Here is a 24,018-nt window from a genome sequence, read left to right as displayed (position 1 = left end):
GCTGCGGGAAACGGACGACCCTCAGGCAGGCACGCCGATCCGGATGTTTTTGACCTGCTGGAACTGGTGGAGCCCTTCGAGGCCGCCGGAGCGTCCGGAACCGCTCTGCTTGTAGCCGCCGTACGGGGCCGTCGGGCCGATGTCGGTGCCCTGGTTGACCCACACGGTGCCGGATTCCAGCTGCCGGGCGACGCGGTGCGCTCGCGCGAGGTCGGTCGTGTTCACGTAATTCACCAGGCCGAACCGCGTGTCGTTGGCGATCGCGACCGCCTCGTCCTCGGCGGTGAACCGGATCAGCGACGCGACCGGGCCGAACACCTCTTCGCGACCGAGCGCCGAGCCGGTGTCGACCTCGGCGAACACCGTCGGCTCGACGTAGAACCCGGCGGCCAGCTTCCCGTCGGCGCGCTTGCCGCCGGCGAGCAGTCGTCCGCTCTTGCTCCGCACCGCGTCTTCGACGACGCCGAGGATCTTGTCCGCGGCGGCTTCCGAGATCACCGGGCCGACGAGCGTGGTCTCGGCGAACGGATCGCCCATCGCCGCGTTCCGCACGACCGTGAGGAACCGTTCGGCGAACTCGTCGTAAACCGTGTCCTGCACGAGAATCCGGTTGCCCGCCGCGCAGCTCTGCCCGGAGAGCCCGAGCGGTCCGGACAGCGCGGCCAGCTGCGCGGCCTGGTCCAGATCCGCGTCGGCGAACACCAGGTTCGCCGCCTTGCCGCCGAGTTCCGTCGCCACCGGCGTGAGGTTCTCGGCCGCGACGGCATGGATCCGGCGCGCGGTCGCGGTGCTGCCGGTGAAGTGGATCTTGCGGATCCCCGGGTGCCGGACGAGGGCTTCGCCCGCCTCCGCGCCGCCCGGGGCCACCGAGAGGAGTCCCGGCGGCAGCCCAGCTTCCCGGCAGAGCTCCCCGAACCGCAGTGACGTCAGCGGAGCCAGCTCGGACGGCTTCAGCACCACCGCGTTGCCCGCGGCGAGCGCGGGCACCACGTTCATCCCGATCTGAAACAGCGGGCCGTTCCACGGGATGATCACGCCGACCACCCCGTACGGCTCGCGTTCGACCAGGTTCACGTCGGACGGCGCGGTGCCCGGAACGCTCTGCCCGTGCCCCTTGTCGACCCAGCCCGCGTAGTACCGCAGGTACCGCACCAAAGTCGCGGGCTGCAGCGCACTGACCGAAACCGGGACCGCGTTGTCCTGCACGCTCAACCGGACCAGACTGTCCAATTCGGACTCGACCGCGTCCGCCAGCGCCAGCAGCAGGTCCCTGCGGCGTTCCACACCGAGGCCCATCCACTCCCGCTGCGCCCGCCAGGCCGCGGAGACCGCACGTTCGATCTCCGCGGCTCCCGCGAGCGCGACCCGCGCGTTCGTTTCCCCCGTCGCGGCGAAGACGTGCGCATGCGTCCCGCCGCTGCTGTCGGACACCCGTTCGTCGCCGATCAGCATGGCTCCCACCGGAATGAGGCCGTCCTCCGCCATGTGCCCTGGCACGGCGTCTCCTCGTCGTCGACCGATCCGAAGATCGGGTATTTCAATCTTAAAGTGTTTGCCACGTTAGGTCGCTCACACCACAGTGTCAAGACGAGAACCGCGTTAAACCCTGGGATAACAGGTCAGTCAGAACCGCACTGGAGTACTCATTTGATGTCGAATCACTAATCCGTAGCTAGCACCGCGGCTAGTTCCGGCCCGCCGTTCGCTTCGTCCCAGATCGCCGCTGCCATCGCCGACGCCACCCCGTCGCCGAGCGCACTGCCTTTTCCGAGCAGCTGCTTGGTCGTCATCGGCCGTGCCGCGGTGCCCACGCTGTCGGCGACCATCGCCGACTTGGTCATGCCGCCGTCGAACGTGATCCGCACGCCGGTCGCGAAGTGTTCCGGGTAGTACCGCTCCTCCAGTTCGCTGTCCACTTCGAACCGAACCTTGCCCGCGATCTCCAGGATCCGCTTGTCCGCCAGATGCTCTTCGCCATACGCGTCATATCGGTGCGGCCCGTAGGCCAGCGTCGCGCCGACGATGTACGGGCAGCTGTACTGTGCCGTCATGGTCGAACGGGCTTCCGTCATGTGCTGCTCGGCGATCAGCCTCGGGCCGGTCACGAGGATCTCCGCGATCGAATCCGGCGACCGGCTGAACCCGTCCGTCGCTTCCGCCAGCGCGTCGATCGTGGAGTGGAACAGCCGGCAGCACGAATACGGCTTGAAGCTCACGGTGTGGATCTGCAAAGGACCGTCCAGCGAGATTTCCCGCAACGGGCCGCCGAAACTCGCTGCCGTTCCGTAGGTGCCTTCCAGCGCCAGCCGCGGCGCGGTCACCGCGTCCAGCACGGCGAAATCCGCCGCGACGACGCCGTTGCGGGCACCGAGTCCGGCGTGCACCCGCTTCACCTCGCCGCCGGTCGGTTCGACCGAGAACTGCATCGAACCGCTCGCCTGGGACAACGCATGCCCCCACGCCGCGACGAGAAGCTCCGGGTCGACTGTGCTCCCCGCGCGAAGGCTCAGTGCGGCCGTAGCCGCGCCGAACGTGCCGAAAACCGCCGTCGGATGGAATCCGCGGTGCACAGTCTCCAGCCCGCCAGCGGTGCTTCCGATCAGTGCCATCGCTTCGTAGCCCGCGGCGGTCGCACGGAACAACTCCTCTTGCGTGGCTTTGGTTTCTGCTGCCACCGCGAGGGCGGCGGGGATGACCACCGATCCTGGATGGCTTGTCGTCACGTCGTGGGTGTCGTCGAGTTCGTAGCTGTGCGCCGCGGTGCCGTGGACCAGTGCGGCGGCCGACGGTTCAGTCCGCCAACTGCCGCCGAGGACCGGGCTGGCACCTGTTCCGGCGAACCGCCTCGACCACTGCGCCACCTGCCGTGCGGCGGGCCGGGTGCTCCCCCACCGCGAGACGACGAAGTTGTCCAGGAACAACCGCCGCAGCGCTTCGGTGTCCGGCTCCGTCAGCGGAGAACTCGCCACTCGCGCGACATGCCGCGCCAGCGTCGCGGTGAGGCCGGGGTTTTCGTTCGAGGTGGCCATCTTTCTGCCTGTCTCCTTCAGCGGCGCGCGCTCAGGCGAAGCCGTCGGTGTTCTTGCCGAGGCGCTCCCAGTCCTCCGGGTCGTGCATGACCCAGATGTCCGCGCCGGTGCTGTGCGCGAGTTCCTTGATCCGGCGCACCGACCGCAGCGCGGTGGTCGCGTCCAGGTCGACCGGGCACGGCAGGTACTGGTCCATGTTGCAGCGCAGGTGCACCGCGTCGGCAGTCAGCAGGAACTTCTGCGACGGCAGGCTCACCAGCATGCTCAGCTCGCCGTGGGTGTGGCCCGGCATGCGCAGGATCTGGATGCTGCCGTCGCCGAAGAGGTCGTGGTCGGCGCTGAGCGGATGCCAGTCGAAGGACCGGGTCCGGTCGAGGTCTTCGCTGCGGAAGAACAACGAGTACGCCGGGTCCGGCCAGAACGCGTAGCGAAGGTCCTCTTCGGACATGTACATCTTCGCCTGCGGGAACAGATACAGCCCGCCGGTGTGGTCGAAGTGCGAATGGGACACGACGACGTGGGTGACGTCCTCGAGCCGGAATCCGCAATTCGCGATCTGCTGCTCGAGAGTGTTCTCCGGCGGGCAGTCGAGGGCGAACATGTCCAGCAGCGGTCCGTACGTCCCCTTCGGATCGTCCCATGCTTCCGGCGCGATCCCGGTGTCGAGCAGAACCAGGCCGTCGTCGTGCTCGATCAGGAAAGCGGGGATGGGAAGTGCGATGGGCCCGCTCTGGCCCAGCACGATCAGCCCGCGGTCGAGGGTGAAGCTGGCTCCGGCCAACGGCCAGAGGCGTTTCGCAGTCGACATGGTCAGTGTCCTTTCAGAAGAGTTCGGGGGTGAGGCCGTAGGACTTCAGTTCGACGAAGGCGTCGAAGCCTTCGAGACCGGCTTCCCGGCCGATCCCGCTCGCTTTGAAACCGCCGAGCGGGGCGTGGAAACCGGCGCTGCGCCCGTTGATCTCCACAGTGCCGGTGCGGATGCGGCGTGCGATCCGCAGCGCGTGGTGCGGGTCCGCGGAGAACACCGATCCGCTTAGGCCGTAGGCGGAATTATTGGCGATCTCGACCGCTTCTTCCTCGCCGTCGAACGCCAGCACCGCCAAGACCGGGCCGAAGATTTCCTCTTGCGCGATCGTCATGTCCGGCGAGACGCCGGCGAACACGGTCGGCTCCACGAACCAGCCGCGATCGAGCCGTCCCGGACGCCCGCCGCCGACGACTGCTTCCGCTCCTTCCGCGCGGCCGGCTTCCAGGAAATGCTCGACCCGGGCGCGCTGCCGTTCGCTCACCAGCGGGCCGATCTGCGTCCGTTCGTCCGCCGGATCGCCGACCCGCAGCGTGCGCGCCATCTCCGCCAGCCGCTCCAGCAGCTCCCGTTCCCGGGAACGCGCGACCACGATCCGCGTTTTGTTGTTGCACGCCTGGCCGTTGTACCGCAGCGACGCGGTCCGCGCCTGGTCCACGACGAGGTCGAGATCGGCGTCGTCGAGCACCAGCGCGGCCGACTTGCCGCCCAGCTCCAGAGTGATCCGGCGCAGATCCTGCCCGCACAGCCCGGCGATGCGCCGTCCGGCCGCGGTCGACCCGGTGAACGACACCTTGTCCACCCCGGGATGCGTCACCAGGTACTCGCTGACCTCGCGATCGGCGGGCACGATGTTGACGACGCCTGGTGGGATCCCGGCCGACTGCAGCAATTCGGCCAGCAGGTACGAATCCAGCGGCGCCTCCGGCGAAGGCTTCAGCACCACGCTGCATCCTGCGAGCAGTGCCGGTCCGAGCTTGAGCATGCCCACCGACAACGGCGCGTTCCACGGCACCACGGCAGCCACCACGCCGATCGGCTCCCGCGTCACCAGCGCCTCGCCCGCCGCAGAACTGCGCCGTGTGCTCCACGGATACTCCGGCGCGAGTTCGAGGAAGGTCTGCAGCAGCAACCGCGCCGCACCAGCCTGCGAGGCCCGCGTCTGGCTGATCGGGCAGCCCATCTCCTCGGTGATCAGCGCGGCGAAATCCTCCGCGCGGTCAGCGAGTCCCGCCTCGAACCGGCGCAGCACCGCCGCTCGCTCCTCGACCGGCATCGACGGCCAGGGTCCCCGATCGAACGCCTCGCGCGCTGCCGCGACCGCCCGGTCGACATCAGCGCGCGACGCCGACGGAACCTGCGCTACCACCTGCTCGGTGAACGGCGAGACGACCTCGATCCGCTCCGTCGATTCGGGCCGCACCCACTCGCCGCCGAGAAACAGCCGCTCGTATTCGCCTTGCCATGCCATGGTCTTCTCCTCGTGCCCGGCCGGTCAGCTGATCCCGGCACCCGCGTCGACGGGCAGCGTCGCGCCGGTCACGTACCGGCCGTCGTCGCTCACCAGATAGAGCACGGCGTTGCTGATGTCGGCCGACTCGACCATCTCGACCGGCATGTGATTGGCCGCCATCGCCGCCACGGCGGGGTTCTGCGCGAACCACGTGCCGATGACCTCGTTGGCGAGCATTGGCGTGTCGACGCCGGTGGGATGCACCGAATTCACCCGGATCCGATGCGGCGCGAGCCAGTACGCCAGGCTGCGCATGACCCCCACGATGCCGTGCTTGGACGCCGCGTATCCGGTCACCGCGGCCGAACCGTCGCCGCCGCGACCGGACAGGCCCTGCATGGAGCTGGTGAAGACAATCGAGCCGCCCGCTCCGCGCTCGATCATCGCCGGTGCGACGACGTGCGCTGTGTTCCACGCTCCGACCAGGTTGTTCGTGACCGTGTCGGCGAAGATGCGATCGTCCTCCGGAGTGCCGAAGGCGACGATGCCCGCGTTGGCCACCACGATGTCGATCGGCCCCAGCTCACCGACCGCCTGGTCCGTCACGGATCGCAACGCGGCGACGTCTCGCACATCCGCCTCGGCGGTGACGACGCGCCGCCCCAGTGCTTCGACCTGCTTCGCGGTCTCTTGCAGGTCTTCGCGGGTCGCCATCGGGTAGCTGACGCTCTCGATCTGCGCGCAGATGTCGAGGGCGACGATGTCGGCGCCCTCCTCCGCCAGCCGGACCGCATGACTGCGCCCCTGACCGCGAGCGGCACCGGTGATGAAGGCGACTTTGCCTTCGAGCTTGCCCATTTTTCGCCCTTCGCAACGTGTCCGCGACCGGCAGCGGCACCCGGACGGGCACCTTCGGCAGGCCGGCAACGCGTCTTCGGAGACCGGATCGGCGCACCGGCCGCTCCGGCAGCTGTGGCGTGCACCACAATCAGCTAGATTTTCTAATACTTTATCAAAAATCACGAGTCTGACAACCCTCGCTCACCCGGCTCGGGCACATCTTCTACAAACCAGTCGAATTTCCGCTCCCCCGGCGCGGCCGTCGAACCTTGCCGATCGCCGGATAACTCTGATACTAGTTATCCGGTCCGCGGCCGCCGTCTCCGTCGCGGACGGAAGGGCGAAGACATGGATGGGTTGGCAGGCAAGGTGTGCGTCGTCACGGGCGCCGGACGAGGGATCGGCCGGGCGATCGCCGAACGGCTCGCCGCGGCGGATGCGAGGGTGGTCGCGGCCGATCTGGACGCCGACAGCGCGGCCGCGACCGCTTCAGCTGTGGGCAACGGCGCGATCGGCTGCCAGAGCGACGTCGGATCGCGCGAGTCGGTCGACAAGCTCGTCAGCACGGTCCTCGACCGCTGCGGCCGGATCGACGTGCTGGTGAACAACGCCGGGTGGGACAAAGCCGGCCCCTTCGTCGACTCCGATCCAGACGATTGGGACCGCATCATCCGCGTCAACCTGTACGGCGTCCTGCACACCTCGCGTGCGGTGCTGCCCATCTTCGCGAAGCAAGGCACCGGGTCGGTCGTCAACATCGCCTCCGACGCGGGCCGGGTCGGTTCGTCCGGCGAAGCGGTCTACTCGGCGACCAAAGGCGGGATCATCGCGTTCACCAAGACCACCGCGCGAGAACTCGCCCGCAGCGGGGTCCGGGTCAACTGCGTCTGCCCAGGACCGACCGACACTGCCCTGCTCGCCTCCTTCGCGGGCGAGAAACTCCGCAACGCCCTCGTGCGCGCCATCCCGCTCGGACGGGTCGGGCTCCCCGAGGACGTCGCGGGCGCGGTCGCCTTCCTCGCCGGCGACGAGGCCGGCTTCATCACCGGCCAGACGCTCAGTGTCAGCGGCGGCTTGACGATGGCCTGACCAGACCTGACCGATCCCGCGAACCCACCGGAATTCCCAGAAAGGTCCTGCCATGGGCAACGAAGCACAGCTGGCAGCCACCGCCCGGCCACCTCGGGTCGCCGCCACCCTGACCTCGGCGTTCGCCGATGCCTACCGGCGGCACGCGGACTCAGTCGCGATCCGCTGGCTCGACGGCCGCGACTGCACGTATGCGGAACTGGGGGCGCGCGCCCGACGGCTGGCCGGCGGCCTCGGTTCGCTCGGCGCGGCGCCCGGGGACCGCGCGATCGTGCTGATGAAGAACCGTCCGGAAAGCATCGTCATCGACCACGCGCTCGCGGCGGGCGGATTCGTCCGGGTCGCGCTCAGCTACCGGTTGCACAGCCGCGAAGTCGCCGCCGTCGCCCAGGACTGTTCCCCGGCGGTCGCATTCGTCGACGACGAACGCGAATCGGGTCTGGTGGAAGCGTTCGCCGAAGCGGGGTTGGACATTCCGGTGGTCGCGGTCGACGAGCCACGCACCGCCGCGGCTCTCGATTTCGCAACCCTGACCGAGCACGCCGAGGCTGAACCCCCGGCAGTCACCGCCGAACAGCTGGCCTGGATGCCGTACACCTCGGGCACCACCGGGGAACCGAAAGGCGTCATGCTCAGCCACCGCAGCGTGCTGGCCTGCGCCCGCAACCTGATGGTCGAACTCGACGCCATCGAACAGGACGACGTCGTCCTGCACGTCGCTCCGCTGACTCACCTGTCCGGCTACCTCTCGGTGCCTTACACGCTGCGCGGCGCGACCCACGTCTGCGTCCCGAAATTCGAACCCGCCGAAACCTTGCGCGCGGTCTCCGAACTCGGCGTGACAGCGCTGCCGATGGTGCCCACCATGCTCAACATGCTGCTGCCCGAACTCGATGCGACACCGTGGGACACCAGCACCCTGCATACCGTGATCTACGGGGGCTCGGCCATCGCACCGAGCCGCCTCGCCCGGCTGGTCGGACATCTCGGCGATGTCTTTCTGCAGGCATACGGGCTCACCGAGATCCCTTTCCCTCTCGCCTCCCTCTCGAAGCGCAGCCACCGGTTCGACCCCGGCACCACGCCGCCCGAACGGCTGGCTTCAGCAGGCCGGGTCAATCCGTTCGTCGAGATCCGGCTCCGCACGCCCGAGGGGCGCGACGCGCGCGAAGGCGAAGAAGGCGAGATCCAGGCGCGCGGCGACACCACGATGCTCGGCTACTGGAACCGGCCGGACGCCACCGCGGAGGTCCTGATGCCCGACGGCTGGGCAGCGAGCGGCGACGTCGGCCGCTTGCGGGACGGCTATCTGCATATCGTGGACCGCAAGAAGGACATGATCGTTTCCGGCGGCTTCAACGTGTTCCCCGCCGAGATCGAAAACGCCATCGCCGCGCTGGAAGGCGTCGACGAGGTCGCGGTCGTCGGCGTGCCGGACGAGCGGTGGGGCGAATCAGTGAAAGCCGTCGTCGTGCGGGACGGCCACCGGGTCGCCACCGAAGACATCGACCAGGTCTGCCGGGAACGGATCGCGGCCTACAAACGGCCGCGCTCGGTTGATTTCGTCGACGCGCTCCCGAAAACGGGCTCCGGCAAGATCCAGCGGCACCGGATCCGCGCCGGGTACTGGGCCGGGGAGGAACGCCGTGTCGGCAGCTGAGCACTCCGCCCGCGCCACCGGACCGGACCGAGAGGGACTGATGGAGCAGACGACCCTGTCCGACCGCGACTTGAGCGCCGCGATCCGGGCCGCGAATCTCCCGACCCTGCAACTGGTGCTGGCCCACCTCACCGGCGACCGGGGCTGGCTGGAAGGACGGTTCCGGCCCACCCGGACCGTCGCACTCGACGACAACGACACCGCCGGGCTGCCCCAGGGGACCCGGGACGAGCTCTTCCGTGCCGCGCACGACGTGTTCCGCGCGGCGCTCGACGAGCGCGCCGACGTCCCGGATCCGCCCTCGGACGAAGATCTCGTCGCTTTGCTGAGCCAATCGCTCGGCGAGCAGGTACCGGCCGAGTACGGACCGTCGTTGGCCGAGGAGGGCAACTTCCGGGCGCGCGAAGGCCTTTCCTGGCGTTCGGGCCGGCCCGCAGCGGCGGAGCGCCTGCACGTGCTGGTCATCGGCGCGGGCGCGGCCGGTATCGCGACGGCTGTGCAGTTGCGCCGGCTCGGCATCCCGTTCACCGTCGCGGAGAAGAACGAAGCGGTCGGCGGGGTCTGGCACGAAAACACCTACCCGGGCGCCGGGGTCGACACCCCGGCGCACCTCTACTGCTACTCCTTCGCGCCAAAGCCCGAATGGACCCGGTATTACGCCAAGCAACCCGAGGTGCAGGCCTACCTCGCCGACGTGGCCGAACGCTTCGACGTGCAGCGGTCGATCCGGTTCGGGACCCAAGTCCGCGCGGCACGCTGGGACGACGCCCGCAGCCGCTGGCTCGCCGAGCTCGAAGGCCCGGGCGGGGAGCGCACCGAACTCGCCGCCACAGCCGTGATCAGTTGCGTGGGCACGCTCAACCAGCCTTCGATCCCGCAGCTGCCGGGAGTGGCCGACTTCGCCGGTCCCGCGTTCCACTCGGCCCGCTGGGACCACTCCGCAGACATCGACGGCAAACGGGTCGCGGTCGTCGGGACCGGGGCCACCGCCATGCAGATCGTGCCGGCGATCGCGGACCGGGCCAAGGAGACCGTCGTATTCCAGCGGACTCCGCAGTGGGTCGTGCCGAACGGCAATTACCTGCGCCACGTGTCGCCGGACGTGCGGCTGCTGATGGAGCGTGTCCCGTACTACGCTGCGTTTTACCGGCTGCGGCTCGTCTGGCAGTTTCAGGACAAGCTGCTCGCCACCCTCAAACGGGATCCGGAATGGCCGCACCCGGAACGCGCGGTGAACTCCGTCAACGACCGGCATCGAGCGTTCATCACCCGCGCCATCGAAGAGCAGCTCGGCGAGGACGCGAACCGGCTGCGCGACGTCGTAGTGCCGGACTACCCGCCCTACAGCAAGCGGATCCTCATGGACAACGAATGGATCCGCACGGTTCGCCGCGACGACGTCGCGCTCGTCCCGCACCGGGTGACCGCACTCGACGAGAAGCATGTGCGCACCGACGACGGACGGGCGCACGAAGTCGACGTCGTCGTCTTCGCGACGGGATTCCAGTCCCGCAAGATGCTGGCCACCCTCGAACTCACCGGACGCGACGGAACCACCCTGCGCGATGCCTGGGGCGACGACGACGCGGACGCCTACCTCGGCATCGCCGTTCCCAACTTCCCCAACCTGTTCATCGTCGGCGGGCCGCAAACCACGCCCGCGCACGGCGGCAGCGCGATCTTCCTCGCCGAGTGCGCCGCGAACTACGCGGTGCAGACGATCATGCGGATGGCCGAGGACGGGCTCGAGGCGGTGGAAGTCCGGCCCGAAGCGGCAGCTGACTACTCCGCGCGCGTCGACGCCGAGCACGAACAGCTCGTGTGGACACATCCCGGAACGACGAACTGGTACCGGAACGCCCGCGGCCGGGTGGTGAACGCACTGCCCTGGCGCGGCGTCGACTACTGGGCGATGACCCGGTACCCGGACTTCGGCGACTACACCGTCCGCTGAGCGCCGTTGCCGCTCCGTGCGGGAAAACTGCCGATTCCCGCACGGAGCGGCCATCCGCCCGACGAACCGCCAGACTGCGCAGGCACGGACAGGGAAGGACATCGGATGGACGACAGGCTCCGGCAACTGCTCGACCGCGAGGAGATCCGCGGCCTGATGGCCCGCTACGCACGCGCGGTGGACCGGATGGACACCGCCGCTTTGCGAGAGGTCTACCACCCCGACGCCTACGACGACCACGGCGACTACCAAGGCGGGCTCGACGGCCTGATCGGCTATGTGACCGAGCGGATCGGCGGAGTCCCGCAGGTCATGCATTTCCTCGGCCAGTGCCACATCGAGTTCGCCGCATCCGATGTCGCGCTGGTCGAGACGTACTTCATGACCGCGCACACGCTCGGGCCGGAAGCCCAGGCGGCGTACGGCGTCCAGGACAGCGGCGGAGCGGTCCAGATCTCGATGTTCGGCCGGTACGTCGATCGCACCGAGCGGCGCGACGGTGTCTGGCGGATCGCCCAGCGCGACACCGTCTTCGAGGCCACCCGGGTGTTCACCGGCGTCGTTCCGCCGATCAAGCCGGATTGGGCGCTGCACCGGCGTGATCAGGACGACCCGGTCTACCGGCGCAGGCAGGAGGTCGGCCTGTGAAGGCCCGCCGCCCGCCGGCGTCCCGCTGACGTGGCACGCGTTTTCGACCTGCCCCGCACGGATCGGGTCGTGTACGGCCAGGGCGCGATCCGGCACGCGCGAGAAGAGACGCTGCGGCTCGGCATCGCGAGGCCGCTCGTGGTCGCGAGCCGGACGCTCGCGACCACGACAGCTGTCGTCGGCGAACTGGCCGCCGAACTCGGCGCCGTGGCACTGTTCACCGGCGTGCCCGCGCACGTCCCGCAGGGAACCGTGCTTGATCTCGCCCGTCGCTTCCGCGAGTCCGCGGCGGACGGCCTGGTGAGCGTAGGCGGCGGTTCGCCGATCGACTGTGCGAAGGGCGCCGCGCTGTGCGTGTCGGAAGGCATCCGGGATGAGGAGCACCTCGCCCGCTACCGCATCCGGTACCGGCATCCGGGGCCTTCCGAAATTCCTGTGCTGCAGGGGACTCCGCCACCGCATCTGGCGGTGAGCACAACGCTCTCCGGCGCGGAGTTCACTTCGCTCGCCGGGATCACCGATCCCGTCCGGGGTGTCAAGGAGCTCTACCGCGCGGAGGCGTTGTGCCCGGCGCGGGCATTGCTCGACCCGGACGTGGCTGCGCACACCCCGCGCGCGTTGTGGCTCGCCAGCGGAGTGCGCGCCGTCGACCACGTTGTCGAGGGCGTGTGCTCTTCCGGCCACACGCCGCTGACCGACGCGGTGCTGCCGGGCGCGTTGCGCATCCTCACTCAGGATCTGCTGCCGAGTGCCGAGGACCCGAGCGACCGGATTCGGCGCGGGAACTGCCAGGTGGCCGCGTGGATGGCGATCATGCACCTGAAGAATGTCCCGATGGGCCTCAGCCACGGACTCGGCCACCAGCTCGGCGCTCTGCTCGGCGTGCCGCACGGAATCACCTCCTGCGTCCTGCTCCCCCACGTCATGGACTTCAACGCACCAGTCTCCGCCGCGCGGCAGGCACTTCTCGCGCCAGCACTGGAAATCGACACGAAGGGGTTGGACGAGGAATCGGCCGCCGCCGCCGTGCGGGCTGCGGTGCGCGCTCTGATCGCACGACTCGGCGTGCCGAACCGGCTGGCCGATGTCGGCGTCGCTCGGCACCACTTCGGCCGGCTGGCCGAAGAAGCGCTGCGCGACCCGGTGGTCGCCGGCAACCCCCGGCCCGCTGCCTCCGCAGACGTGCTTTCCGTGCTGGAAGCGGCCTTCTGACCAGATGACACCGACGAAGGGATCCTCGATGTCCGAGCGGACGCCGACGGAAGTGCTGCGCTTTCTCGCCGACCGGGCCGAAATCCAGGACCTGCTGTACCGCTACTGCCGCGGTGTCGACCGCTGCGACCCGGCGCTGGTGCGCTCCGCCTACCATCCCGATTCCTTCGACGAGCGCGGCTATTGGCGCGGCAACGGCCACGAATTCGCCGTCTTCATCACCGACCGGCTCCGCTCGGCGAACACCATCACGACGCACTCCGTCACCAACGCATTGATCGAACTGACCGGAGACGAAGCGACCAGCGAAAGCCAGGTCCGCGCCACGCTCGTGCGCCGCGACAGCGCCGTCGCCGACGTGATCGGCGCCCGGTACCTGGACCGGTTGTCGCGGCGAGGCGGGACTTGGCGCATCGACCACCGGACAGTGGTGCTGGACTGGCGCACTGCCCAGCCGGGGGAGGCCAGCGAAGCGCCCTTCCCGACCGACGGTTTCCAGCGCGGCTCCCAGTGCCCGGACGACCCGGTCTACGCGCTGCTCGGACGGCCGCTCGAGTAGCACCCTCCGCGCGGACGGGGAAAATCCGTGCGGCGAGAGGCAAAACCAGTATCAGAGATCGGGGTCATACTTGTTCCGCGCCGTTGCCGGGAACCGCACCGCGGCCCGGACCGCGCGGAACGACCGCCTCTCCAAGGAGTTCGGATGACCCTAGTTCCTTCCCCGCTCGTCGTCGAGCAGTCGGTGAGCCCGCCGGTCCAGGCGTGGCTCGACACGCACCGGGAGACCCGGCTGCTGATCGGCGGCGAGTGGACGCCCGCCCGATCGGGCAAGACCTTTGACACCGTCAACCCGTCCACCGCACAGCCGCTCGCCCGGGTTGCCGAGGCGGACAAAGCCGACACCGACGCTGCCGTGCGAGCCTCCCGCACCGCCTTCGACTCCGGCCCGTGGCCGCGGATGAGCCCGCACGAACGCGGCCGGATCATGCGGCGGTTCGGCCGGCTCATCGAGGACCACGAGGACGTCCTGACCGAACTCGAAACCCTCGACAACGGCATGACGATCGGCACCTCGAAAGCGTTTTTCGCGGTGGCGATGGAAAGTTACGACTTCTTCGCCGGGCAGACCACTGTGGTCATGGGCCACACCATGCCCGCGGCGGAGGGGGCCTTCAACTACACCCGCCGCGAGCCGCTCGGCGTCGTCGCCGGGATCATCCCCTGGAACGCGCCGATCACTTCCGCGCTCTGGAAAGTCGGCCCAGCGCTGGCCACCGGCAACGCGGTGATCCTCAAGCCGGCCGAGCAAGCCTCGCTGACCTGTGTGTACCTCGCCGAACTGGCCGTCGAGGCCGGATTCCCGCCGGGCGTGTTCTCGGTGCTGACCGGATTCGGCCCGGGCGCCGGCTCCTCGCTGGCCGAGCACCCGGAGGTAGACAAGATCTCTTTCACCGGGTCGACCGAGGTCGGGAAACTGATTCTGCGAGCGTCCACCGGCAACCTCAAGCGCGTCACGCTCGAACTCGGCGGAAAGTCGCCCAACGTGGTCTTCGCCGACGCGGACCTCGACGAAGCGGTCCCCTTCGCGCTGGCCGCGTTCACCACTCTCACCGGTCAAGCGTGCGGTGCCGGATCCCGGCTTTTCGTGCAGCGAGAACTGAAGGACGAGTTCGTGGACCGGCTCGCCCGCCAGGCGGACGCGCTCGTGATCGGCGATCCGATGCTCCCCGAAACCGCCATCGGCCCGCTCGCCTCCCTGGAGCAGTTCGACCGGGTGCGCGGCTACTTGGCCGCGGGCAAGGACGGGGGCGCCGTCGTCCGCATCGGCGGCGACGCGATCGACGGCCCCGGCTACTTCGTCCGGCCGACGATCTTCGACCGCGTCGACAACTCCATGAAGATCGCCCGCGAGGAGATCTTCGGACCGGTGCTGTCGGTCATCCCGTTCGAGGACGAGGACGACGCCGTGTTCCAGGGCAATGACTCCGCCTACGGTCTCGGCGCTTCGGTCTGGACGCGCGACGTCAGCCGGGCCCACACCGTCGCGCACCGGCTCAAGGCGGGGATGGTCTGGGTCAACACGTACCTGGCGCTCGACCCGACGATGCCGCTGGGCGGATACAAGCAGTCCGGGATCGGCCGCGAGATGGGGCCGAACTGGTACCAGCACTTCACTGAAGAAAAGGCCGTCTACGTCAAGCTCTGACACCTCGTTCTCACCGACAGTGCCGTCATCAGAAAGCGGGAAAGAATGCCTGTCCACACAATCGTCGTCGGCGCCGGCAGCGGCGGCGGAGCGCTCGCCGCTCGGCTCAGCGAGGACCCCGGCCACCGGGTGACCCTGATCGAAGCCGGTCCGGATTACGCGTCGCCGGACGTCACGCCCGAGGACATCCGCGACGCCGGCGCGGTCAGCACCAGCAAGCACGACTGGGGCCTGAAGGCCTACTTCCTCGAGCCGCCGGAAACGCGCGAGCCGGAAATCTACGCACGCGGCCGGGTCGTCGGCGGATGCTCGTCCGTCAACGCCGCCGTCGCGCACCGCGGCACCACGGACGACTTCGGCCGCTGGGCCGCGGCGGGCCTCGACGAGTGGTCATGGGAGAAAGTCCGGCCGTACTACCGGAAACTCGAAACGGACCTGGACTACGGCGAGAACGCGGATCACGGCGGGAGCGGCCCGGTGCCCGTACGGCGGTACCCGCGAGAAGAGTGGCCGCCTGCCGCGCGGACGTTCGAGAAAGCCTGTCTCGACGCCGGATTCGCAACGCTGGAGGACAACAACGCCGCCGGCGGAACCGGCTTCGCCGCCGCTGCCCGGAATCTGCAGGGAGACCTGCGAGGCAGCACGCTGCTCACCTATCTCCGGCAAGCACGGGGGCGGCCGAACCTCGCCATCCTCGGCGGAGCCTCGTGCCGCCGGGTCCTCTTCGAGGGCACGACTGCCGTGGGTGTCGAAATAGACCGGGGAAACGGTCCGGAACGGCTCGACGCCGACCGCGTCGTGCTGTCGGCAGGCGCCATCCACAGCCCACAGCTGCTCATGCTGTCCGGCATCGGCCCGGCGGAGACCCTGCGGCGCTTCGGGATCGAGCCGGTCGCGGTCAACGAACACGTCGGGCGCAATTTCAAGGACCACCCGCTCGCACCGGTCGTGGCGCTGATCCCGGCGACGGACTACCACGGCATCCGCGCGGAGCTGAAGTACACGACTCCGCGCGGCCGCGAGATGGGCGTCGTGGACGACGCATTCGTCTTTCCGATGGTCATGGACCCGGAGTCCCTCAACCTCGGCGTCTCCGCCGGACAGGAAGAAGCGTTCACGCTGCTGTCCATTTTGGTCAAACCGCGGTCGGTCGGCTGGTTGACGCTGCGCTCGGCCGACTGCCGCGATCAACCGGAGATCCACGCGAACTTCCTTGCCGACGAGGAGGATCTGCGCCGCCTCATGGAGTCGGTCCGGCTCGCCTACCGCTTCGCGACCAGCGAACCGCTCTCCGGCGAACTCCGTTCCGTGCTGGCCCCCGGAGAGGAGGTCGTCCACGACGACCAGGCGCTGGCGGAGTGGCTGCGCACCGTCGTCACCACCGGATTCCACGGCACTTCGACCTGCCGGATGGGCGCCGACGCGGCGAATTCCGTGGTGTCCCAGCGGCTCGCCGTGCACGGCACCCGCGGCCTGTGGGTCGCGGACTGCTCGGTGCTGCCCGACATCACCAGCGCGGCCACCAACCTCACCGGAATGGTCGTCGGCGAACGCCTCGCCGACTGGCTGCGCACCGCTTCGTAGTCCGCCTGCCTGATCCCGAGGAGCTTTCCATGACATTTCATCTGACCGCGCTTTACCGTCATCCGGCCGACCCGGCGGCTTTCGACGCCCACTACGACGGAGTGCACACACCGCTCACCCTGAAGCTGCCTGGTCTCGAGTCGTTCACGGTCAGCCGCCCCGGACCTGGTCCCGACGGCAAGGCTCCCGACTACTACCTGGTCGCGGTGCTCGGGTTCGCCGACCAGGAGACCGCGAACGCGAGCGTCGGCGGCCCCGAGGGCGAGGCCGCGCTCGCGGATCTGCCGAACTTCGCCGGAGCAGGCGTGACCATCCTCTCCGGCCCGGCGAACGTCGTGCGGTAAAGCGTTCCGAGGGGGGCGGAGACGCCGGAACGATGCGGCTGCTCCGCCCCCGCGGTCAGCGCCTGCGCGGAACCGGTGCCTCCTCCCCGCGCCGCCGCAGCGCGGACGGCGGAACGCCGAATTCGGCGCGGAAGGCCCGAGTGAAATGCGCTGAATTGACGAACCCGACCGATCGCGCGACGCCGGCGATCGTTCCTCGCGCCGGCGTGCGGCTGAGTTCCTCGTGCGCCCGCGCCAGCCGCCGCTGCCGGATGTGCGCCCACACCGGCCGGTCCGCGGCTTCGAACAGCTCGTAGAGCCTGCGCAGCGAGACCCCGCTGGCCCGGGCGACCCGCGCCGGATCCAGCCGGGCATCGCCCAGATGACGGTCGATGTAGTCGAGAGCGGCCCGCAAGTGGACCGCGTCGTCCCACCGGCCGGTGCTGGGCAGGCTCTGCCGGCAGACCGCGCGCAGCAGTTCCAGCGCCGCACCCCCGGCGGCGGGCACCGTCTCCTGGTCCAGCGGGGCGCTGTCCAGCAACTCGTCCAGCAGCACGCGCAGCAACCGGATCGCCTGCGAAGGCGAGAAGGTGCGCATTGTCATCAACTCCGGGCGCGGCACCAGTTGAGCGAACCGCTCCCTCGGCACGAACAAGGTCAGCTTCGAGACCTGTTCGGGAATACAGCACGCAGCGCTTCGCTCACTGTCCCAAGCCAGCATCGAACCCGCAGTGACTGCGACCTGCCTGCCGCCTTGCTCGACGATTTCCTCGCCGCCGGTGACCATCAGCAGTCCCACGTATGATCCGGTGGTCAGAGCAATTTCCCGCCTGCGGCGCCGGTACCGTCCGGCTCCCGCGGCACAGGAGACGACCCGGAACTCGCCCGCAGTGGCGCGGCGAAGCGAAGACGGGCCGGGTGCCGCGCGTGCATCCTCGACCGCCCAGGGCAGATGGCTGGTGAGCATGCCGTCGACGACGTCCATGCACTCCGGCACGCCTTCCTCGGCCATCGGCAAGCCTCCTCATCGAGAACTGCCTCCGCGAGAACCAGGCGCCCGCGGGATTGATCGCGCAACTATGACACTAATTACCCGGAGCCGCCACCCCGCGAATCCGGCCGACCGGCCGGGTCAGGCGTCCCGGTCCCCGGACAGGACCTCGTCCACGTCCGGCCACAAAATCCGGCGTTCCAGCGCCGCGGGCTGATCCCGCTGCAGGCCGTCCACCACCGATTTGATCATCACGTGCGTGACGGCCCTGGCCGTGGCGCTGTCGCCGGACCGGATGGCGTCCACCACGGTCGCGATGAGGCCGGTCAATTCCTCTCGGCTGCCTTGCGGGAAGCGCCACGGCACGGTCGTGGTCATCACCGCGAGCGCGGGCACGATCGTGGCCAGCACGTCGTTGTGCGACGCCTCGGCCACCCGCAGGTGGTAGCGCCCGCTGTGCGCGGCGAATTCCGGGCCGCGCTTGCGGCGTGCGGAGCGCAGCGATGCGACGGACTCGTCCAGCAGCGCCAGGTCGGCGTCCTTGCGGTGCGCGGCGGCCAGCGCGGCGACCTCGGGTTCGATCGCCAGCCGTGATTCGAAGACGGTGCGCAGCGTCGCCCCGCGGAACTGCACGACCATGCCCAGTGCGCTGCCGACCACCGCGGGGCCAGGCGTGACCAGTCGCGCCCCGCCCTGCGGGCCCGCCTTCACGACCACTGCGCCCAGGAAAGTGAGCAGCCGCAATGCTTCCCGGAGCGTGCCGCGCGAGACGCCGTACCGTTCGACGAGCGTCGCCTCGTCCGCGAGCGCGTCTCCGGGCTCCAGGCCCCGCTCCAGGAAGTCCCGCAGGATCCGCCGTGCGGTGTGCGCGGGCAGCGAACCCCTCCGGACCGCCGGTTCGGTCGCCGTCATGGCCATTTCCCCCGATCGTTCGCCGAGAAACTAGTATATCTATTACCGCGCCCGGTTCCGCGCGCCGGGCGTGTCGGCGAGGCTGTGACCAGCGAGAAACCGGCTGATCCGCTGCAGTCCCTCGGCGTGTCCCGGATGAGTCGGCAGTTGCAGAAAACCGTGTGGCGCGTCGGCGACGACGGCCAGTTCGTGCGGGGCGCCGGCGGCGGCGAGCCGGTCGGCCAGCGCAAGGGATTCGCCGAGCAGCGGGTCCTGATCGCCGACGAGGACCAGGCTGGGCGGGAAACCGGCGCAGTAGCGTTCGGGATGCAGGCGGGGATCATCGACTAGCCGCCGGGCGTCGTCGGGTTCCAGATAGAGCTGGGTGTCCGGATCGCGTCCGCCGACCAGGTCTTCCACCACCGGCAGCGACCGCTGGACGTCGTAGATCCCGTAGCACAGCAGCGCGGCGGCGACCGGGCCCGCGGCACCGGTCGCCAGTGCCGCGGCGGCGAGATTCGCCCCGGCCGAATCCCCGCCGAGCAGAAGCCGGTCGCGGTCTCCCCCGAAACTCTCCGCAGCCGACCGCGCCCATTCGACCGCGTGCAGCGTGTCCTCGACCGCCGCCGGAAAGCGGTGCCGAGGGGCGCGCCGGTAGTCCACCACGACCGTCAGCAGCCCCAACGTGGCCAGGTCCGCGGCCAGCCGCCGATGAGTGGCGGGCGTGCCCAGCACCCACGCGCCGCCGTGCAGGTAGACCAGCGTGGGGAACGGCGGTTCGCCCGGCGGCCGGTAGATGTCGGCGGTGACCTGCCAGCCGTTCACCTCGCGGAGCGGGACCTTTGCTTCGATCCCGCCGATCTCGGGCATCGCCTGGTTGGTGTACGCGTCGAAAGACGCCAGCAGCTCCCGCGAATCCCCGGACGCCGGAGGTCGCAATGTCCGCTGGAACTCCAGAAGTTCCGGCGGCAGCGGGATTTCCGGCATCAGGCGGCGACTCGGATCGTCTGGCCGGTGACGTGCCTGCTGTCGCTCGAAGCGAGGAACAGGATCACGTCGGCCACCTCGTCCGGTTCGCCGTCGCGGCCCAGCGGCTGCACGTCCCGGTATGCCTGGACGTAGTCCGCCGCGACGGCTTTCGTGAGGCTATCGTTCCAGATCAGGCCCGGCATCACAGCGTTGGCGCGGATCCCGTCCGCCGCGCCTTCCTTGGCCAGCGCGCGGGTGAGGCCGAGCACACCCGCCTTAGCTGCGGCATAAGCGACTTCGCCGAACGGCGCCGGCGATTCCGCGGCCAACGAGGACACGTTCACGATCGCCGGGGCCGCCGATCGCCGCAGCAACGGCCACGCGGCGCGGGCGTGCAGGAAGTGGGCCGTCAGCGACGTCGACAGCACCCGGTTCCAATTCTCCAAGCTGGTGCCGGGAAACGGTGCCAGCTGGTTCAAACCGACACTGTTCACCAGAACATCCAGCTGCCCGAACGTCGCGCTCACGTCGGCGAACAGCTCCTGCACGCCGGTTTCATCGGCCGCGTCGAGAGCCCGGGCGAGTACGTTCTCCTCCCCCGCCGCCGCGGTCAGCTCGTCCTGGAGCCGGTCCAGCCGCTTCGCGCTCAGGTCGGTGACGACCACGCGGGCGCCTTCGGCGAGCAACCGGCGCGCGACCACGCCGCCGATTCCCGCGCCCGCGGCGGCATTGACCATCGCGACCTTGCCGTCGAACCTTTTGCTCATCGTGTTCCCTCCGCCGGACCCGCGATCCGGTAGTCGGCCAAATCGGCTTCCTTCGTCATCCGCCACCAGTCGAGGACCCGCCACGGATTGCTGACCACGACCCGGCCGCGCGAGTTGCGGTAGTAGGTGGTGATGCCCGGGTGGGTCCAGATCATCCGCTCGTGCGCGGCGGCGACCTCGGCGTTGTACTTCTCGCTGACCTCCGGGCGGCAGTCCGCGACCGCCGCGCCCGCCCGGCCCATCCGGTCCAGCAGGCTGAGCACGTACCGCATCTGGCATTCGAGGTAGAAGATCAGGCTGCCGCCGTGCCCGGCTTGGGTGTTCGGCCCGTACAGGCAGAAGAGGTTCGGAAACCCGGGAATCGCTGTGCCGAGGTACGCTTGGGCGTCGTCGTCATCCCACACCTCCCGCAGCGTTTTCCCGTCCCTGCCGGTCACCTCGAACGACGCCAGGAACCGGACGACGTCGAAGCCGGTCGCGAAGATCAGCACGTCGAACTCGACCTCGCGGCCGGACTTCAGCCGCGCGCCGGCCGGCAAGATCCGCTCGATCGGGTCCGTGACGAGTTCGACGTCGTCGCGGCGCAGCGTGCGGTACCAGCCGTTGTCGAGCAGGATCCGCTTGCCGAACGGCGGGTAGTCCGGGGTGGCCTTCTCGATCAGGTCGGGACGGCCCGCCAGCTCTCCTTCGAGGTACCGGGTGAAGAACCGGCGGTGGCCGTCGTTGATCGCGTTGATCGAGCGCTCCGGGTGCGGCCACTCCGGATCTCGTTGCAGGGATTCGTAAAGCGTGTCGTTGAGCACCCAGGCGAGCCGTTCCCGGTACCAGAATCGGTAGAGCGGGACCTCGCGCAGCAGGAACCGCACCGGTTCGGGGATGTCCTGCCGGAACTTCTCGAACGGCGCCACCCAGTGCGCCGAGCGCTGGAACAGCGTCAGCGACGCGGCCGTCCCGGCGATCGCGGGCACCGCCTGCATCGCGCTCGCCCCGTTGCCGATCACGCCGACCCGTTTGCCGGCGAGATCGAGCCCCTCCGGCCACTCCGCGGTGTGGCACGATTCCCCGGCGAACTCCGCCAGCCCCGGCAGATCGGGCAGCTTCGGCGCGCCGAACGCGCCGACGCCGCTGATCAAGATGTTCGCGCGAAGCGTTTCGCGTCCTTCCGGGCCCTCGATCTCGACCGTCCACAACTGCGCCGCTTCGTCCCATGACGCGGAATGGACCACAGTGGACAGCCGGATGCGGTCGCGCAGCCGCCATTGGTCGGCGACGTCTTCGAGATACTCGTGCAACTGGTCGCGGGAGGCGTAGTAGCGCGGCCAGTCCGCCACGACGGTCGAGTACGAGTAAAGGTGGCTCGGCACATCGACGCCGCATCCGGGATACCGGTTGTGCCACCAGGTGCCGCCCACGTGGTCGTCCTTCTCCAGGACCGTGCACTCCACCCCGGCCGTGCCGAGCCGGTGCGCGGCCAGGAGGCCGGAGATCCCGGCGCCGACGACGATTGCGGTGAAGCCAGCGGGTGCCGCCGTCTCGTGGACCGGGTCCTCGCCGCTGGTGGCGATTCCCAGGTCGTCGGCGACCATCGGCCCGTACTCGGCCGGGATTTCCTCGCCCATCGCGACCGACAGCATCCGGGTCAGCAGATCCTCGCCCGGATCCGGCAACGCCACCGGTTTCCCGCCGTGCCACGCGATGATCGCCTCGGCGGCGGCCGTCCGGATCTCGTCCTGGGCCTCTACCGGCAGGCCGCCGGTGTCGTTCTCGCTCAGACCGCGTCCGCGGGTCGGCTGGTACGGCGCGCCGAGCCACCGCTGGTCTCCGGTGAGCTGCACCAGAACCATCAGCAGAGTGGGCACGTTCGCGTCCCGCACCGCGGCCCGCACCGTCGCCGCGAACGCTTCGTGCATCGCGGAGGTTCCTTTCCCGCCGGCGGTCATCCGTTGACCAGCCGCTCGCGGCCCGCCCAGTACTGCGCCTTCAGCTCGCGGCGCATGATCTTCCCGGTGCCGGTCTTGGGCAGTTCGTCGACGAATTCGACGGTGCGCGGCCGTTTGTACGCGGCGATCGTGTCGAGGCAGACCTGCTCGATCTCCTCGGCGGTCACCGCGGCTCCGGTACGCCGGACCACCACCGCGCGCACCGTCTCGCCCCACCGGTCGTCCGGCACGCCGACCACCGCGACCTCGGCGACGCCGGGCAGCGTGTAGATCGCGTTCTCCACCTCGGTCGGATAGACATTGAACCCGCCGCTGACGATCATGTCCTTCTTGCGGTCCACGATCTGCAGGAACCCCTCGGCCATCCGGCCGACGTCCCCGGTCGCGATCCACCCGCCGTCGAGGATCGTCTCGGCGGTCTCGTCCGGCAGATTCCAGTACCCGGCCATGCCGGCGTCCCCGCGCAGCTGGATCTCGCCTGGCTCGCCGTCCGCGACCGGCTGCCCGGACACGTCCGCCAAGCGCATCTCGATGAACGGGCTCACCCGGCCCGCGGACGCCAGCCGCGGCGGCAGCTCGGCGTCCGGGTCGAAGATGTGGTCCTGCTTAGGCAGCCATGAGGACCACGGCATTTCGGTGAGCCCGTATGACTGCACGAACACCGGGCCAAGCACGGCGATCGCGCGGGCGAGCCGGTCCGGAGCGATCGGCGAGCCGCCGTACAGCACCGTGTGCACGCTCGACACGTCGTGTTTGCCGGACTCCAGCACCGGCAGCATCAGGTTGATCATCGTCGGCACCAACGGGAGCACCGTCACCTTGTGCTTCTCGACGATCCCGGTCAGCTCCTCGGCGTCGAACCGGCCGAGCGCGATCTGGCTCGCGCCGCGCATGAAGTACGCGAGCATCGCGTACCCGCTGAGGTGGGTCAGCGGCGCGGTGTGCGCAAGCACGTCCGAACTCGCCGCGCCGGGCAGCTCCACGAGCACGTTCCGGATGATCGCCAGCAGGCTGCGGTGCGTGTGGATCACGCCTTTCGGCCGCCCGCTGGTGCCCGAGGTGTAGGGCATCCACGCGATGTCGCCCGGCCATACCTCCGCCGGTTCCGCTTCCCGCTCCGGGAACAGGTCCTGGAACGGCACCGCTTCCCCGGCCGGGTCGTCCAGCGCGACGAGAGCGACCGTGCCGTGCAGCGCCGCGCTGATCTCGGCCAGCCGTTCCCCGTCCACGACCACCGCGCGGGCACCGCAGTCGGCGACGATCTCCGCGACCTCGCGCGGATGCAGCCGGTAGCTCAGCGCGACGCGGACGAACCCGCCGATCGCGAGCGCGTGGTCGAGCACGAAGCATTCGGGCCGGTTCTTGGTCAGCACGACGACCCGGTCGCCCTTGCCGAGCCCGAGCGAACGGATCCCGCCCAGCAGCCGCCGGGCCAGCGAGCCCAGCTCCCGGTAGGAAACGGCGCGGCCGCCGGGTTCCACGATCGCCGGCCGGTCCCCGTACTCGCGGTGCCCGCGCAGCAGCACGGACGCGACAGTGGGGCCGCCGGAGGCTTGCCGCGCGGTGCGCGCCGAGTCAGACACGTCGATACCTCCTCGGATAACTCTTATACTAGTAATCCGGCTGCGGAGGGACTGTCAAGGGCCGCGAACTATGA

20 protein-coding genes are annotated in these 24,018 nt (G+C 69.4%); 9 read left to right on the top strand and 11 right to left on the bottom strand.

What is annotated here, in order from left to right; translation table 11 throughout:
• Positions 1–21: 21 nt before the first annotated feature.
• The 5 genes from FKO37_RS26390 to FKO37_RS26370 form a co-directional block, all read right to left on the bottom strand.
• The gene (locus tag FKO37_RS26390; protein ID WP_238606174.1) at positions 22–1,497 is read right to left on the bottom strand and encodes an aldehyde dehydrogenase family protein; all 1,476 of its coding nucleotides are present in this window, start codon (positions 1,495–1,497) and stop codon (positions 22–24) included.
• A 164-nt stretch (positions 1,498–1,661) separates the two neighbouring features.
• The gene (locus FKO37_RS26385; protein ID WP_238606173.1) at positions 1,662–3,029 is read right to left on the bottom strand and encodes an MmgE/PrpD family protein; all 1,368 of its coding nucleotides are present in this window, start codon (positions 3,027–3,029) and stop codon (positions 1,662–1,664) included.
• 31 nt (positions 3,030–3,060) lie between these two features.
• Positions 3,061–3,837: an N-acyl homoserine lactonase family protein gene (locus FKO37_RS26380; RefSeq protein ID WP_238606172.1), complete on the bottom strand. Its 777-nt coding sequence runs from the start codon at positions 3,835–3,837 to the stop codon at positions 3,061–3,063.
• Positions 3,838–3,850: 13 nt separating this feature from the next.
• Positions 3,851–5,305: an aldehyde dehydrogenase gene (locus FKO37_RS26375; RefSeq protein ID WP_238606171.1), complete on the bottom strand. Its 1,455-nt coding sequence runs from the start codon at positions 5,303–5,305 to the stop codon at positions 3,851–3,853.
• A 24-nt stretch (positions 5,306–5,329) separates the two neighbouring features.
• A complete protein-coding gene (locus tag FKO37_RS26370; protein WP_238606170.1) occupies positions 5,330–6,145 on the bottom strand; it encodes a mycofactocin-coupled SDR family oxidoreductase in 816 nt (271 codons plus the stop codon).
• A gap of 330 nt (positions 6,146–6,475) precedes the next feature.
• Between FKO37_RS26370 and FKO37_RS26365 the strand changes: the two genes are divergently transcribed.
• The 9 genes from FKO37_RS26365 to FKO37_RS26325 all read left to right on the top strand — a co-directional run bounded on the left by FKO37_RS26365 (position 6,476) and on the right by FKO37_RS26325 (position 16,824).
• Positions 6,476–7,216, top strand: a complete 741-nt coding sequence (locus tag FKO37_RS26365) for an SDR family NAD(P)-dependent oxidoreductase (protein WP_238606169.1) — start codon at positions 6,476–6,478, stop codon at positions 7,214–7,216.
• Between the two features lie 52 nt (positions 7,217–7,268).
• Positions 7,269–8,876 carry a class I adenylate-forming enzyme family protein gene (locus FKO37_RS26360; RefSeq protein WP_238606168.1) on the top strand — a complete coding sequence of 536 codons (1,608 nt, stop codon included), beginning with the start codon at positions 7,269–7,271 and terminating at the stop codon, positions 8,874–8,876.
• A gap of 40 nt (positions 8,877–8,916) precedes the next feature.
• Positions 8,917–10,830, top strand: coding sequence for an NAD(P)/FAD-dependent oxidoreductase (locus tag FKO37_RS26355; RefSeq protein ID WP_238606167.1), 1,914 nt, complete (start codon positions 8,917–8,919; stop codon positions 10,828–10,830).
• Between the two features lie 105 nt (positions 10,831–10,935).
• Positions 10,936–11,478, top strand: coding sequence for a nuclear transport factor 2 family protein (locus FKO37_RS26350; RefSeq protein WP_238606166.1), 543 nt, complete (start codon positions 10,936–10,938; stop codon positions 11,476–11,478).
• A gap of 30 nt (positions 11,479–11,508) precedes the next feature.
• Positions 11,509–12,690, top strand: coding sequence for an iron-containing alcohol dehydrogenase (locus FKO37_RS26345; RefSeq protein WP_238606165.1), 1,182 nt, complete (start codon positions 11,509–11,511; stop codon positions 12,688–12,690).
• Between the two features lie 28 nt (positions 12,691–12,718).
• Complete coding sequence (locus FKO37_RS26340) at positions 12,719–13,249, top strand: nuclear transport factor 2 family protein (RefSeq protein ID WP_238606164.1); 531 nt, start codon at positions 12,719–12,721, stop codon at positions 13,247–13,249.
• Positions 13,250–13,393: 144 nt separating this feature from the next.
• Positions 13,394–14,896 (top strand): aldehyde dehydrogenase, encoded by a 1,503-nt coding sequence (locus FKO37_RS26335; RefSeq protein ID WP_238606163.1) that lies wholly within the window; start codon positions 13,394–13,396, stop codon positions 14,894–14,896.
• A 45-nt stretch (positions 14,897–14,941) separates the two neighbouring features.
• The gene (locus tag FKO37_RS26330; protein ID WP_238606162.1) at positions 14,942–16,480 is read left to right on the top strand and encodes a GMC family oxidoreductase; all 1,539 of its coding nucleotides are present in this window, start codon (positions 14,942–14,944) and stop codon (positions 16,478–16,480) included.
• 29 nt (positions 16,481–16,509) lie between these two features.
• Positions 16,510–16,824 carry an EthD family reductase gene (locus tag FKO37_RS26325; protein ID WP_238606161.1) on the top strand — a complete coding sequence of 105 codons (315 nt, stop codon included), beginning with the start codon at positions 16,510–16,512 and terminating at the stop codon, positions 16,822–16,824.
• Positions 16,825–16,879: 55 nt separating this feature from the next.
• Here the strand turns inward: FKO37_RS26325 and FKO37_RS26320 are convergent, their stop codons facing one another.
• The 6 genes from FKO37_RS26320 to FKO37_RS26295 all read right to left on the bottom strand — a co-directional run bounded on the left by FKO37_RS26320 (position 16,880) and on the right by FKO37_RS26295 (position 23,944).
• Positions 16,880–17,815, bottom strand: coding sequence for a helix-turn-helix domain-containing protein (locus tag FKO37_RS26320; RefSeq protein ID WP_238606160.1), 936 nt, complete (start codon positions 17,813–17,815; stop codon positions 16,880–16,882).
• 120 nt (positions 17,816–17,935) lie between these two features.
• Positions 17,936–18,706 carry a FadR/GntR family transcriptional regulator gene (locus FKO37_RS26315; RefSeq protein WP_238606159.1) on the bottom strand — a complete coding sequence of 257 codons (771 nt, stop codon included), beginning with the start codon at positions 18,704–18,706 and terminating at the stop codon, positions 17,936–17,938.
• Between the two features lie 42 nt (positions 18,707–18,748).
• Positions 18,749–19,672 carry an alpha/beta hydrolase gene (locus FKO37_RS26310; protein WP_238606158.1) on the bottom strand — a complete coding sequence of 308 codons (924 nt, stop codon included), beginning with the start codon at positions 19,670–19,672 and terminating at the stop codon, positions 18,749–18,751.
• Positions 19,672–20,421 (bottom strand): SDR family NAD(P)-dependent oxidoreductase, encoded by a 750-nt coding sequence (locus FKO37_RS26305; protein WP_238606157.1) that lies wholly within the window; start codon positions 20,419–20,421, stop codon positions 19,672–19,674. Before FKO37_RS26305 ends, FKO37_RS26310 begins: the two co-directional genes overlap by 1 nt.
• Positions 20,418–22,331 carry an NAD(P)/FAD-dependent oxidoreductase gene (locus FKO37_RS26300; protein ID WP_238606156.1) on the bottom strand — a complete coding sequence of 638 codons (1,914 nt, stop codon included), beginning with the start codon at positions 22,329–22,331 and terminating at the stop codon, positions 20,418–20,420. Before FKO37_RS26300 ends, FKO37_RS26305 begins: the two co-directional genes overlap by 4 nt.
• A 26-nt stretch (positions 22,332–22,357) precedes the next feature.
• On the bottom strand, positions 22,358–23,944 hold the full coding sequence (locus FKO37_RS26295; protein ID WP_238606155.1) for a class I adenylate-forming enzyme family protein: 1,587 nt from the start codon (positions 23,942–23,944) through the stop codon (positions 22,358–22,360).
• Between the last annotated feature and the right edge of the window lie 74 nt (positions 23,945–24,018).

The sequence above is a fragment of the Amycolatopsis sp. Poz14 genome (assembly GCF_006704225.1).
GTDB classification, from domain to species: Bacteria; Actinomycetota; Actinomycetes; order Mycobacteriales; family Pseudonocardiaceae; genus Amycolatopsis; species Amycolatopsis nivea.
The sequence above is the reverse complement of the archived record's forward strand: the minus strand, read 5'-3'. Positions and strand labels throughout refer to the sequence as shown.